14 protein-coding genes are annotated in these 13,001 nt (G+C 32.9%); 3 read left to right on the top strand and 11 right to left on the bottom strand.

Translation table 11 applies throughout. The annotated features are described in order from the left end of the window. Window positions 1-6 precede the first annotated feature (6 nt). From DKK79_RS03490 to DKK79_RS03540, 11 genes are read right to left on the bottom strand one after another with little or no spacing between them, the layout of a single operon-like run. The gene (locus DKK79_RS03490; protein ID WP_110422860.1) at window positions 7-2,316 is read right to left on the bottom strand and encodes an MMPL family transporter; all 2,310 of its coding nucleotides are present in this window, start codon (window positions 2,314-2,316) and stop codon (window positions 7-9) included. Continuing rightward, on the bottom strand, window positions 2,294-2,899 hold the full coding sequence (locus tag DKK79_RS03495; protein ID WP_034883086.1) for an outer membrane lipoprotein carrier protein LolA: 606 nt from the start codon (window positions 2,897-2,899) through the stop codon (window positions 2,294-2,296). The genes DKK79_RS03490 and DKK79_RS03495 overlap by 23 nt, the downstream gene beginning before the upstream one ends. Beyond that, a complete protein-coding gene (locus tag DKK79_RS03500) occupies window positions 2,896-3,318 on the bottom strand; it encodes an acyl-CoA thioesterase (RefSeq protein ID WP_110422862.1) in 423 nt (140 codons plus the stop codon). The genes DKK79_RS03495 and DKK79_RS03500 overlap by 4 nt, the downstream gene beginning before the upstream one ends. After that, the gene (locus tag DKK79_RS03505; protein ID WP_110422863.1) at window positions 3,311-5,044 is read right to left on the bottom strand and encodes a glycosyltransferase family 2 protein; all 1,734 of its coding nucleotides are present in this window, start codon (window positions 5,042-5,044) and stop codon (window positions 3,311-3,313) included. Before DKK79_RS03505 ends, DKK79_RS03500 begins: the two co-directional genes overlap by 8 nt. Next, window positions 5,035-5,391: an ApeI family dehydratase gene (locus DKK79_RS03510; protein WP_110422864.1), complete on the bottom strand. Its 357-nt coding sequence runs from the start codon at window positions 5,389-5,391 to the stop codon at window positions 5,035-5,037. Before DKK79_RS03510 ends, DKK79_RS03505 begins: the two co-directional genes overlap by 10 nt. Beyond that, window positions 5,388-6,767 carry an AMP-binding protein gene (locus DKK79_RS03515; RefSeq protein ID WP_034883088.1) on the bottom strand — a complete coding sequence of 460 codons (1,380 nt, stop codon included), beginning with the start codon at window positions 6,765-6,767 and terminating at the stop codon, window positions 5,388-5,390. The genes DKK79_RS03510 and DKK79_RS03515 overlap by 4 nt, the downstream gene beginning before the upstream one ends. Then, window positions 6,737-7,300 carry a COG4648 family protein gene (locus DKK79_RS03520; RefSeq protein WP_034883089.1) on the bottom strand — a complete coding sequence of 188 codons (564 nt, stop codon included), beginning with the start codon at window positions 7,298-7,300 and terminating at the stop codon, window positions 6,737-6,739. The genes DKK79_RS03515 and DKK79_RS03520 overlap by 31 nt, the downstream gene beginning before the upstream one ends. 4 nt (window positions 7,301-7,304) lie before the next feature. Beyond that, window positions 7,305-7,553: an acyl carrier protein gene (locus DKK79_RS03525; RefSeq protein WP_034883091.1), complete on the bottom strand. Its 249-nt coding sequence runs from the start codon at window positions 7,551-7,553 to the stop codon at window positions 7,305-7,307. 16 nt (window positions 7,554-7,569) lie between these two features. Then, on the bottom strand, window positions 7,570-7,824 hold the full coding sequence (locus DKK79_RS03530) for a phosphopantetheine-binding protein (protein WP_034883092.1): 255 nt from the start codon (window positions 7,822-7,824) through the stop codon (window positions 7,570-7,572). Between the two features lie 20 nt (window positions 7,825-7,844). Further along, complete coding sequence (locus DKK79_RS03535; protein WP_220018995.1) at window positions 7,845-8,627, bottom strand: lysophospholipid acyltransferase family protein; 783 nt, start codon at window positions 8,625-8,627, stop codon at window positions 7,845-7,847. Then, the gene (locus tag DKK79_RS03540) at window positions 8,624-9,343 is read right to left on the bottom strand and encodes a beta-ketoacyl synthase chain length factor (RefSeq protein WP_110422866.1); all 720 of its coding nucleotides are present in this window, start codon (window positions 9,341-9,343) and stop codon (window positions 8,624-8,626) included. The genes DKK79_RS03535 and DKK79_RS03540 overlap by 4 nt, the downstream gene beginning before the upstream one ends. Window positions 9,344-9,481: 138 nt before the next feature. Here DKK79_RS03540 and DKK79_RS03545 point away from each other — a divergent pair, with 138 nt between their 5' ends. The 3 genes from DKK79_RS03545 to aspT all read left to right on the top strand — a co-directional run bounded on the left by DKK79_RS03545 (window position 9,482) and on the right by aspT (window position 12,973). After that, entirely contained in the window at window positions 9,482-10,549 is a 1,068-nt protein-coding gene (locus tag DKK79_RS03545; RefSeq protein WP_034883125.1) for a class I SAM-dependent methyltransferase, read from the top strand. Window positions 10,550-10,576: 27 nt separating this feature from the next. Continuing rightward, window positions 10,577-10,975, top strand: coding sequence for a hypothetical protein (locus DKK79_RS03550; RefSeq protein WP_034883095.1), 399 nt, complete (start codon window positions 10,577-10,579; stop codon window positions 10,973-10,975). 297 nt (window positions 10,976-11,272) lie between these two features. Next, window positions 11,273-12,973: an aspartate-alanine antiporter gene (gene aspT, locus DKK79_RS03555; protein WP_110422867.1), complete on the top strand. Its 1,701-nt coding sequence runs from the start codon at window positions 11,273-11,275 to the stop codon at window positions 12,971-12,973. Window positions 12,974-13,001: the final 28 nt, after the last annotated feature.

Consider the following 13,001-nt stretch of genomic DNA (forward strand, 5'->3'; position numbering starts at 1 on the left):
ATTTCCCTATTTTTGTTTATTGTTGCTGACTAATGGTGCAAATAAAAACGCAGTAAAAATACCACTAGTTAATACTAACCCAAATCCTTTGATAGCAATAGTATGGCTAATTATTAATAGCCCAAAAGATAATATAGTGGTTAATGCCGCCATTGTAACCGCTAATAATGCGCTTTGGGTTTGGCTTTTATTGTTGCTTAAAAATAAACTATAGTCGATACCAATACCAATAACAAGAATTAGTGCTAACATTGAAAACAAATTAAGAGTTTGATTAATTATGCCATGCATTGCTAATGCAATACCAATGGATAATAAGGTTGGTAATGTGCTTTTTAATGCTGCTTTTAGACCGTATTTACGATGATAGAAGATAAAGCAAGCACAAATAAAGATTACCGCACCTGTTATGAGTTGGGATAAGTGTATTCGATAATAGGTAAACATCGTATTAAATTCATCTCGGCGGTCAAGCCAATAGATACCTTGATCAATTTCAGATAATTTTTTAATTTCACTGATATTTTTAATACCATTTATTGGAATTAAAGTAGCGCTTTGCCCTGTTTGTAACGTCAACCAAAGTAGTTTTCGTCCTTGACTCAATTCACTTTGTTGCCATAGTTGTGCTGTGATAATAGATTGTTCAAAACTAGGTGGATTTGCCTTAATGCCCATTTGTGATAATGCGGATAAAATTTCCGGACTGTATTGTTTAACTATTGCAATATTTTGTTGCTGTTTTTGGCGCGAAGGTAAATTTATGCTTTGATATTGTTCAAAATAACCACTTGACTTTGCTTGATCTAATTTAGGTAAAAATTGTTCAAGTCGCTGTAAGGTTTGTTCAGCAGTATCACCAAACACAATAAACCATTTTTGGTCAGTTGTTTGACGGGTAATACTGATAATTTTTTGTTCTTGTTGTTGTAATTCTGATGGCAATGTTTGTAGTTTACCGATATCGTCATCAACTTTTAAATTAATCAATCCGTAACCAATAACAAATGTGGCCATTAAAACCATCATCCATTGTATTTGCTTATGTTTCCAAAAATTTAACCAGCAATTCAATAACTGATAACCAATATGTTCACGTACGGGTAACTTGTTAACTAGTAATGGATACCAACATATTACAGTTAAAAACGCACCGATTAGGCCAAATATTGCAAATATTGAAAGCTGTTTCAAACCTGGAAAAGGTGCAATTAATAGAATAATATAAGCAATAAAACTTGTGCATAGGGCTAAAGTTAGCGTTGATATTAGTTTTTTTAAACTTGCATAAGGTGACTCTTGATTGCCATGCAACAGTCGTTCAGTCAAATAGTGAAGTGAATAGTCAACCGTGATACCTATGACACTGGTACTCATTACTAGTGTCATTATGTGAATTTCTCCAAATAGAGTTAAAACAGCAACTAAACCACAAACAATACCTACAAAAATTGATAATAGCGATAAAATAATCGGTCTTATCGATCGAAATATGCTAATTATTAATATTACAATGCCTATAATTGATAGACAGCCTATTGTGGTTATATCATTTTTAGCTTCACTACTTGCATAATCGCTATAAAAAAGCACACCTCGCTTCAATATTTCAACATTTGGCCATTTTTCATGTAATTGTTGGGTAATTTCCTTTAATTGATTGGTAATTTGATGTGATTGAGCCATATTAAATGATGAATCATTTAACTCAGCAAAAATCATGTACCATTGGTTACCTTGTTCGTCTTGCGCTGATAACCAATTATTTTGAACTGTTAATCCGCCGGAGTTAGCGAGTTGATTTAATTGTGATGAGCGGGTTAATAATAGCGGATCGTTTTCCAATTCAGTCGCGCTTATTCCACTAAAAGGAGAATATAACTGACTTTGAATCCAGCTTAGTTGAGTGCGACTTTGTAATCTTTCACTAGTTTTTGAGTCCAGCAATTGGTAACGATATTGAAAAGCAAACTCTCCCCAATTTTTTTGAAATTGTTCATCAAAATAACCATTTACCTGACTGATAAAAGATTGTTTTTTTAAGGTTTGATACCACCAAAAAACTGGCTCTAATTCGTCATTAGTCGGCTTAATTAACCAAACGAGTTGTTTATCTAATCGGTTTTGAAAACCTTCAATAAGTTCAGAAGGAACATTGTTGGTTTGCTCTTTTGGTAATAAAGATAAAACACTGCTATTGATTTTACTGTTAATATAAAGGTAATAAGCAGCGAAAATCACACCGACGACTATTATTAACCATAAGATAGCTCTTCTTCTTAATGTTAATCGATTATCTGAATAACAATTGTTCATCTTGGCTTAGTTTTGCTGTTTTATGATTTGTAAAGGTAAGCTCTGTTTTATCATTTTGCATATCATTTATAGTGACTGTTTCTAAATAAGATTTTCCATTAAGAACAATACTTTTAAAAATTTTGTTTAAAGGGGCTAACTTGGGTTGTAGTGTTACAGTCCACTGTTTATTTTGTTCGGCAATTGTTATAGCAAAATTAGTCTCAAGTATCTTTATATCGGCAGTGAAAATTGCAGTTAAGAGATGGTTAAATTGGAACAGTTGAGGCTGTTTTTCAGCAGTTATCACTTCTGCGGCTTGACCTTCTATACGTTGCTCCATTCGTTGTTGATTCATTTTTAGGGTCATGGCAAAAGGTGTTTTTTGTTGCCACCATAATCCTAATTCCTTGGATATGATCATCTTTCCTGTTGAGTGAATCGGTGATGTTAAACCATTAATATAGCGATCTTGAGTAAAATCAGCTCGAATAACTTGGTTCTTACTAAATAACAGTTGTAAATCATTTAGAGTTATTGCGTTCGATAATGTTGAAAAAGTTAGTAGCAGTATTGAAGCTAAAATAACTAATTTTTTTTTCATTTGATTATTCCAAAACATTTCAAAAATATGTCAGGCGTGACAAAACTCATTTCCTGATTAGTTGCTGAAACTGCAACTTGAGTTGTGTAGCCTGATGTTGTTTTTTTGCCAGTTTTTTTATCTTTTATTAGGTAGCTTATTTTAATTCGATGCTCATATTCTTCTAATTTGGCAAAAATTTCTAAAGTTTGTTCAGCTAGAGTTGGTGCGGTATATTTGATTTTAGCATCTACGATAGGCCAAACATAACCCGAATTAACCATTTCCTTATAACCATAGTTGAATTTTCGAAAAAGTGCTTCGCGGGCTTTTTCAAAAAATTTAAGATAGTTGCCATGCCAAACTACGCCCATAGCGTCGGTGTCATGGAAAGAAGGGGTATAATCGATGGTGATACAGCAGTGATTAACATTATTCATCTTTTTTACCAAACGTTTCAGGTGGATTATATTGCCAGAAGTCAAAAAAATTGAACCAATCAAGTGGTGATTGTAAACAATAATATTCTAGTCGATTGGCGTAATATTGCACGGTTTGTTCTAATTCTGCTTGTCTATTTTTTCTTGATAACTTTAGCTCATCAGCAAAATGCTCTAGAAATATTTGGAATCGGCCATTGGGTTTTAATCCCCAACAAAAGTAAACTGGGAATTTTAATGCTGAAGACAATACAAATGGCCCTTTAGGAAAAGGTGCCGATTTACCAAGAAAGTTAGCCCAAATAATAGTGTTTTCAGGCACTCTTTGATAAGGATTAATTGAAGTCCTATCAGCAACAATGGCGACCCATTCACCCGCTTCTAGTTTTTGTTGTAGTATTATGGCTGTATCCGCCCCTAATGTTGCAACTTCAATTAGGTTGATAATTGAAGCTGGATTGACTTGTTTTAATACTTGATTAAATCGTACTGCATTACCTTTGTGTACTAAGGCATTAATTGTCACATTATGCGATAATTCCGCTAGTGCTCGGCACATTTCTATATCACCTAAATGCGAACAAATTAAGATAATTCCTTTTTTTTCAGAGACTAACTTTAAAAATTCATTTTTATTAGGTGAATAGATGTCATCAAGTTTGATATCACCATGCCAACTGGCAAGTTTATCTAACAGTGATTCACCAAAATGTTGAAAATGTCGGAATGAAGTTAGTTTTTTCTTCTGAATCAATGGTACATTTGAATATTGCTTGAGGATTTTTTCTAAATATGCTTTAGAGGCTTGTCGTTGTTTTTTACCTGTAAACCAGAAATAACTGATTACTGGGAACATGATTATTTGAGCTGCACGTCTGCCTAGCAATCGGTATAGAATTAAAATTAATTGGATACCCCATAAACCTCGGCGTTCTTCGGTTTGGGACCAGTGTGTATCTTGATTTTTCTTAAGCCGGTTTTGCTTTATTAATGCTGGAATCCTAGGTAACATGCCAAAAAATAGTCGAGTATGCATCCAAGAAATTAAAAGATTATCTTTGAATGCTTTGAAGTGAGAGATACCATCAACAGGATAAGTTACCTGTGTCGGTACAAAAATAGAATCAGTACCTTGCCAATATAATCGCACCATTATGTCGGTATCAAAATCCATTTTTTTACCAATTTGATGTTGTTTTATAAGTTTACAGGTTGGTTTTAATGGATAGATACGAAAACCACACATACTATCTTTAATATTAAAAGATAACGTTTCGATCCATACCCAGAAATGGGTTATATAACGTGCAATAAGTCGATGTTTGGGAACTGAATCATCATAGACCGGACAACCTGATATTAACGCATTCGGATTTAATTGAGATTGTTCAATAAGCTGTTTAACAATTTGGCTATCATGTTGACCATCAGCATCTATCTGAATGGCATAATCAAAACCTTGAGCTGATGCATGATTAAATCCACACATTACAGCTGCACCTTTACCTTCATTTTTAGCTAACCGAACCAAGTTGACCCATGGATATTGCTTGGTGATGTCAAACAGTTTTTGTGCTTGTTCATTTGAGCTACCATCATCGATTAGAAAACAGGTAAGTTGATATTGCTCAATATTTTGTAAAACACTCGGTAAGGCATCACTATGATTGTAACAAGGAATAATAAAGCAGTAACTCTCAGACAGGGAAGGTGCTATTACTGACATAGTGTAAGCCTTCCCGTACTTGCTATTTTGTTATTGCTATGAATAAAACTATAAGTGAATTTTAGTTTTTGATTTACTTCATCCAAAATTAGCGTTAGTTTTAAATTATCATTCGGTAATATTGGTGATTGAAATTTGATAACTTCAATAGATGCTATTGATAAGTTAGGATTGAATAACTTTCGGGCATAATCAATCACCCAATTAAGCTGGGTTACCCCTGGCAATAGAGGTTGAGTGGGAAAATGTCCTTTAAACCAAAAAAGATCTGGTGGAATGGTGATTTCAATATTAGCTTCTGTTTCGGTTTTAGTAATGTTTATTTCGTTGGCTAACTCTTTTTTCATAACTTTTTTGGTGCATCAAATAATGCTTTTAAATCAGTATAAATGCATTTACCTTGTGAGTTTTTCGGAAAATTTTCAATAAAACGCCATTTTTTAGGTGTTTCGACTAATGATAATGTATCTTTTAGTAAATGTCGAAAATATTGTGTAAGTTTAAAATGATTTAGGTTATCTAACTCTTTTCTATAAGTTGACGATATTTTGATGATTGCGCCTAATATTGTTCTATTATTATGTTCTAGAGGAATAACAATGGCTTGTTCAACAACTATAAGTTTATTTATTTGGTTCTCAATATAGGTAAGGGATAATCGCTGTTCTGCAATTTTGACAATTTTATCCATGCGGCCTTTTAAATAAAATTTAGTGTCATCAATTTTTAGTAATTTGTCATTTAGTGGTTCAGGTTGGTTTAATAACGGTGATATTAATAATGGTTGGTGATCTGAATTAAATTTTATTTGTAATGGATAAAATAGTTCCCAAGGTGTGTTAACCGATTGTTGTTGCCTTTTGGCTATAATACCTGTCTCACTAGAACCATAAATTTCATGCGGTAACACATTGAAATTTTGTAAACAAAATTGAGCGTTTTCAAAACTAAGTTCACCGCCAGAGGAAAATACGCAAGTACAATTAATTGAAGATAAATTATTATCTAGATTTTTAATAATTGATGGTGTTGTAATATAAGTTATTTTTTTAGATTGGTAAGTTGCTAATTGTTCTTGATAGAGTATTGTTTCACATACAAAAGGTATTTTGCAGCTCAAAGGAAGCATTATCTTAAAAGTTAATCCGTACATATGTTCATGTGAAACAGAGGCAATAAATAGGTCATTTGTTAAAACTGTTAAATTATTTACCAGTATTTCAATTTCTTGTTCAAGTTGAGAAATTGATTTTTTTATTGGTTTGGGTAAGCCTGTTGATCCAGAAGTAAATAATGTAAATAATGTTTGTGCAAATTCCAAATTATTGAACTTTATTGATTCAGAGACTTCCTGTCGATCAATATTACTGATATTGATAATCGGTAAGTTATTTGGCAAATTAGTATTTTTAATATTGATATCGATATCGGTCAATATAGCTTCATAGGGGAATTCTAGATGATAAGGATTTAGTAAAAGAGGATGTTTCCCTGAATAGAGAAGAGCAAGAAATCCTGCAATAAAATTAAAACTATCATCCATGTATAAAACCCAATTTTTTTCAGGATGACTATCTAATTTATTAACAATTATGCTAATTTGTTGTTTTAGATCGCTAACTGTTAAAGCTAGTTGTTTTCTGAAGGCAATAATTTCATTATCAGGTCGTAATAACTGCTCGGATAATAAAACTAATGTTTTACTTTTTGACGAACAATCCATTCCACCCCCATTAATAATCCGATGAGAATATAACTTATTAATCCGTTGTACATGGTCCACCAATACATATCGTTAATAAGACAAGTTACTAATGCAATCGAACCATTTAAAATAAAAAATAAACACCAACAGATAGTTACTTTTCTGGTATAATTTATTGCGCTTTCTGGTAAATGATCGTCCTTTAATCTAGCGAATTTTTCAATAATATTTTGTGGTTGATATAATGAATATCCAAAAAATATTAAGAATAGAAGATTAGTTGCTACTGGGTAATAGAGCAAAAATTGAAATTTATTAAATATCCAACTGATTAACGCCAATAGCAAACCTAAACAAGTTGTTACTTTGGCTAACCAACCTATATTTGATATTAAATTTGGTAAGGTAATTAGCCGAAGTACTAATAATGCAGCAATACCTAAAACGGCAAAATTAATGACTTGATATTTTAAAGATAAGTAAATAACTAATGGATAGCAAAACAGGATTAAACCTGTTATTGCTTTTATTATTAACCTAACTTTATTCATTATACTATTTAGTGTTTAGCAAATTGTATACAGCATCAACAACATCTTGAACCGTTCTTACTGCTTTAAAAGTTTCAGGATCAACTTTTTTGCCAATCTTTTTTTGTAAATGCACGACTAAATCCACTGCATCAATACTATCCAAGTCTAATTCCTCAAAAAGTTTAGAATCTGGTTTAATCTCATCGGCAGATAATTCAAAAAGTTGCACTAGTGCTGATTGTACTTGTTGAAAAATTTGTTGCTTATCCATTAAAAATCTTCCTTAATTACTGTTGAGAGCTAATAAAATCAGCTAGCGTTTTTACTGAGTAAAATGCTTTTTTAGTTTCTTCGCTTTCTGATGATAAAACAATACCATATTGATTTTTGATAGCAAGACCTAGTTCTAATGCATCTATTGAATCTAAACCTAAACCATCACCAAATAACGGTGCTTGAGTATCTATATTTTCAGGTGTGACCTCTTCTAAATTAAGAACTTCGATTATTAATGCTTTTAAATCGTGATGTAGTTTTTCCATTTAATTTCCCTTTTTGTCTCTTACTCTTTTTTTGGTTCTAGCGTTAACAACGTTGTCAGATGCCTTGTAAGCCTTCTTGCTGCAATAGTTGTATTTTCGTCTAGAAAGTCACCGATTATAATTTTTTCGCCTACTGTAATATTGAATCTCGCTTTTTTTTCAGGGATGTCATACCATTTTTGTTGTTTTATCAACCATGGTGGATTACATTCAATATGTATGATTCGTATATCAGCATGGCACCTTAATGCTATATTAGCTGCGCCTCTTTGTAACGTAATAGGGTGATTAGGTATACTCCTAGTCCCTTCAGGAAATATCAAAATTCTACCTTTATTTGATAGGATTTCATTACATTGTGTTAATATTCGGCTTGATTCACCGTTAAGTATATAGCCTGCTGTTTTTATTATGCGGCTGATAAAAATATTATTAAGTAATGCACCTTTAACTAAACAATCACATCGCCCCATGACGGATGCTAGAAGGACAACATCTAACAAGGAAGGGTGGTTGGCAACGATCAAACATCCTTCATCCTGTTTTAATTTTTCAATACCATTAAATTGATAGTTGAAAATACCTAATGATTTTATTATCCATAAAAACACTTTAAAGTTAACACTGATACTATACTGAGCAATAAGGGTTCTTTTTTGTTTATTCCAAACAAATAATCTTAATAAACTAAACCATATTAAAGATAAAACGAATAATCCATAAAGGCCAAATATAATAAATCCCAGTGCGGTCGCAAATAATCGCCACCACTGGTTTATGGTGTAGAATTTTCGCTTATTCATGTATTTATTGTCCATTGCCAGTCTTGTGATAATCCTTGTATGATAAAATTCTGTTTTTTATTTAGATAAGCTCGTAAAAATACTAGTGATTGTGGGTAGTTAATTGGATTTTGTTCAGACATTTTATCAACACTTTGGCAAGTAAACTGATTTCCATTAGTTAAGATATAACCTACTGCATAATACGGAACTAATTGATCAATATGAGTTAAATAAGGCTTAGGAACAATTCCATCAAAATCAATTAATAGTACTTTTTTATCTTTTTGTTGCAATATTGGTAGTGCTTCAATCAAACTTTGTTGAAAACCATCATTATTCGCACTTAGTGATGTGATGGGGATAGATTGTTTAGCATTAATCGTGAACAATCCCGATGCAGTATTATGTACTGATAGTGCAAAATCAGTAGGCGAAATGTCATTAGCTTGATTAAGTGAGGTAAGAATTTTATATGTTCTTTCTAGTTCACCATGTCGGCTTGAAAAAATTGCCAAATCCAACTTTTTATTTTCAATCAGCTCTAAACCAACTTCAACAGCGAGACGTGAAGGAATACTCATTCTTCTTGCTTGCATCATAGGCAATTTATTGAGTTTGGGTAATGGTAAATCCCAATTATGATTGTCCTGTTTAGACCACAATTCCCAGTCAGATTTAGAAGATAAACCAGCAGATAAAGCAAACCAATTTTCGATTGAAAAAGAAAATCTCATATTAATGTTTTTTTAATTAGTTCTTTACTTAGTAACTTTTTGTAATATTATTAATTCGATAATTACAGAAAAATTTCGATTTATTTATACAATACAGTAAAACTATAAAAAGGCAATACATTGACAGGACAAGAAAACATCAAGTATGGATTTAATAAGGAAATTTATACAGCCTTAGAAGCGATCACAGAAGCTCAAAAAATTGCTTTTGCTCCTATTTTATTTCAAGCCATTATTTGTCTAAAAAACAAAGGAATTTTGTTTTATATAGATCAGTCTGGTAAAACAGGTATTAATTTAGAAGAGTTAACTAAAAAAGTGTCTTTACCACCTTATGCAATTGAACTTTTGTTGGATGTTGCGCTTAGTATGCGTGTCATTTATCAGCAAGATTCCAATTATATTTTAGGTAAAGTTGGACATTTTTTATTACACGATAAAATGACCGAAGTTAACTTAAATTTTTCCCAAGATATTTGCTACCAAAGTATGTTTTTTCTTCAAGATGCTCTTGAAAAAGGCGAACCAAGTGGGCTCAAAGTTTTTGGTGATGGAAAAACCATTTACCCTATGTTGCAGTCGTTGCCTGAACAAGCGAAAAAAAGTTGGTTTGATTTTGATCACTTTTATTCCGATCACTCTTTTCCTGTTGCCTTAACCCATATAATGGAATTAAAACCCAAACATATTTATGATGTTGGCGGTAATACTGGCAAATGGGCTATTTATTCAGCTAAACATTTGCCTGAAACTCAAGTAACAATTTTAGATTTGCCTGAGCAAATCGCAGTAGCCAAAGAAAATATTAAACAAGCAAACTTTGAAAATCGGATCGATGGTATTGCTGTAAATTTACTAGAAACAGATATTTTACCTAATCATGCTGATTTATGGTGGATGAGTCAGTTTTTAGATTGCTTCAGTCCAGATCAAATTGTACATATTTTAAAATTGATAAGCCGTAGTATGCATGATGATGCATATGTTTGTATTATGGATCTTTTTTGGGATCGCCAAAATTTTGCAGCAGGGGCTTTAAGTCTAAATGCTTCCTCCCTCTATTTTTCCTGTTTAGCCAATGGTAATAGTCGCTTTTATCACTCTAAAGTATTTTATAAATGCCTAAATGAAGCAGGGTTCCATGTTGAGAAAGATATTGATGGACTTGGATTTGGTCACACTTTACTAATATGTAAAAAACGTTAATTAAAAATTATCTTTAAGGAGTAAACAATGAGATTTTTTAAATATATTGCAGCATTTTTTTTAGTTTCACTATTATTTGGTTGTGCAGGTAAGTATCAAACGCCAAATAATATTACTACCCCAGTTAATGGTTTGACTAAAGCACAGGTTAAGCAAGCTATTTTGGATAGTGGAACAAAAGGCAAAGCGGCATTTGGTACTTGGAAAATGGAAGTATTGAATAGCAATACTATTAGGGGACATTTATTCAACCGTAAATTTGAAGTTGTAGTCGATATTCCTTATTCTGCGACAAGTTATTCAATCAAGTATGTGTCTGTTAGTCCAAACTTACAAGGCAGCAGTGGAAAAGTTCACCGTAATTACAATCGTTGGGTAAATAATCTTGATGTTAAAATTAGAGAAAGTCTATTCAGAGCTAAATAAGAATTTTATCTAAAATGAATCCTATTTTCTAATGAAATATCGGTAAGCCCAACATTGGTTTGGGCTTATTCTGATTCATATTAGTTGGATGCCCCAATATTACCTCCCTTTACTTTATATAAAACATTTTATTATTTACTAGCAATAATATTTATTGTTAAAATTAACTATCTATTCTTTGCATTGAAGTTTAATATATAGATGTATTCATACCTTGTTATGAATATAGTTCCAGTTCCAATCTTTTCTTATCTATCTTTTCTATTTCATAAATCTTAGCACTTGAGGACAATAATTATGTTTCAATGGCTTTCAAATTGGATTTTAGATGGACTTAAGCATTCACCAGAAATACTTTTATTTCTCTCTTTAAGTTTAGGGTATTTGATTGGTGGTATTCGAATCGGCAAATTTCAGTTAGGTGGTGTTGCTGGTTCATTATTGGTAGCAGTGGCATTAAGTGTATTTGGTGTGACTGTTGATGCTGGTGTTAAAGCGGTACTTTTCGCTCTATTTATTTATGCTGTTGGTTTCGAAAGCGGACCACAGTTTTTCCGTTCATTAGGGGTTAAAACCCTACGTGAAATCTTTTTAGCGTTATTTATTGCTGTTGCCGGTTTTGTAACGGTAGTGGTGTTAGCCAAATTATTCCATTTAGATAAAGGTCTTGCTGCTGGTTTAGCCGCAGGAGGATTAACCCAATCAGCCATTATGGGTACAGCATCAGATGCGTTAACTCAGTTAGGTTTAAGCCCAGAAGAGTTAAGCCGATTACAAGGTAATGTAACCATTGGTTATGCGGTGACTTATATCTTTGGTTCACTGGGCGCGATTATTGTCTGCGTTAACATTTTGCCGAAAATTATGGGTCGAGAAATTAACGACGATGCAATTAAGGCCGAAGCAGAACAATTACATGGCTCGCTTTTATTAGGTAGCGGTCAAAATTTTGCTTTATCTGATGTAACTGGTCGCCTATATCGTATTACTAATAAGGTTAATCAAACCGTTGAAAGTTTAGAAAAGGTGATTAATGGTATAAGTATTGAACGAATCAAACGTGGTAATCGTATTATTGAAGCTACACCTGAAACTTTATTAAAAGCCAAAGATATTATTTTAGTTGTTGGCCATCGTGACGCCATGATTGCTGCCACTGATTTATTAGGTGAAGAAGTGAATTCAGCACAGGGTATGGATGTGGTGATGAATACCCAAGATGTTGAAATGCGTAATACTCGATATGTTGGTCAAAATTTAACACAAGTGCTTTCATCTGACGAAGTGATGAAGTTAAAACATGGTATTTATTTAATTGCTGTTCATCGTGATGGACAACCATTGCCATTAAATAATGATATGGTATTTAAGTTAGGTGATGTTATTACCATTTATGGTACCGATGGTGATTTAAGGCGTGTGGTTGATAGAATTGGTGCGCCGATTACCAAAAGTGAAAAAACTGACTGGATATTCCATGGGTTAGGTCTGGTAGTTGGACTTATTATTGGTCTTATTGTGATCCGAGTCAGTGATATTCCAATCACTTTAGGTGCCGGAGGTGGTGCATTATTATCAGGCTTATTGTTTGGTTGGTATCGCTCTTTACATCAAACAGTAGGAAATATTCCAACTGGAGCGGTGCAATTACTTAAAGATTTTGGCCTAGCTGGCTTTGTGGCAGTGGTTGGGCTAAGCTCAGGTTTACAAGCCATAAATACTATTAAAGATCAGGGCCTTTCATTATTCTTAATCGGTGTTGTGGTGACTTTATTGCCGATGTTACTAGGCATTTATTTTGGTAAGTATGTCTTGGGTTATAAAAATTCGGCGGTATTTGCTGGAGCTTTAGCCGGTTCTCGTAGTGCAAATCCAGCTTTTGGTGAAGTACTAAATAAAGCCGGTAACTCAACGCCTACCAACTCTTTTGCAATTACCTATGCTTTAGCTAATGTTTTCCTAACCTTGTTAGGACCATTAGTTGTTGCTTTTGTTTAATTGACATCTCAAATTAAGGATACATGGT

Source organism: Gilliamella apicola (genome assembly GCF_003202915.1).
GTDB lineage: Bacteria > Pseudomonadota > Gammaproteobacteria > Enterobacterales > Orbaceae > Gilliamella > Gilliamella apicola_Q.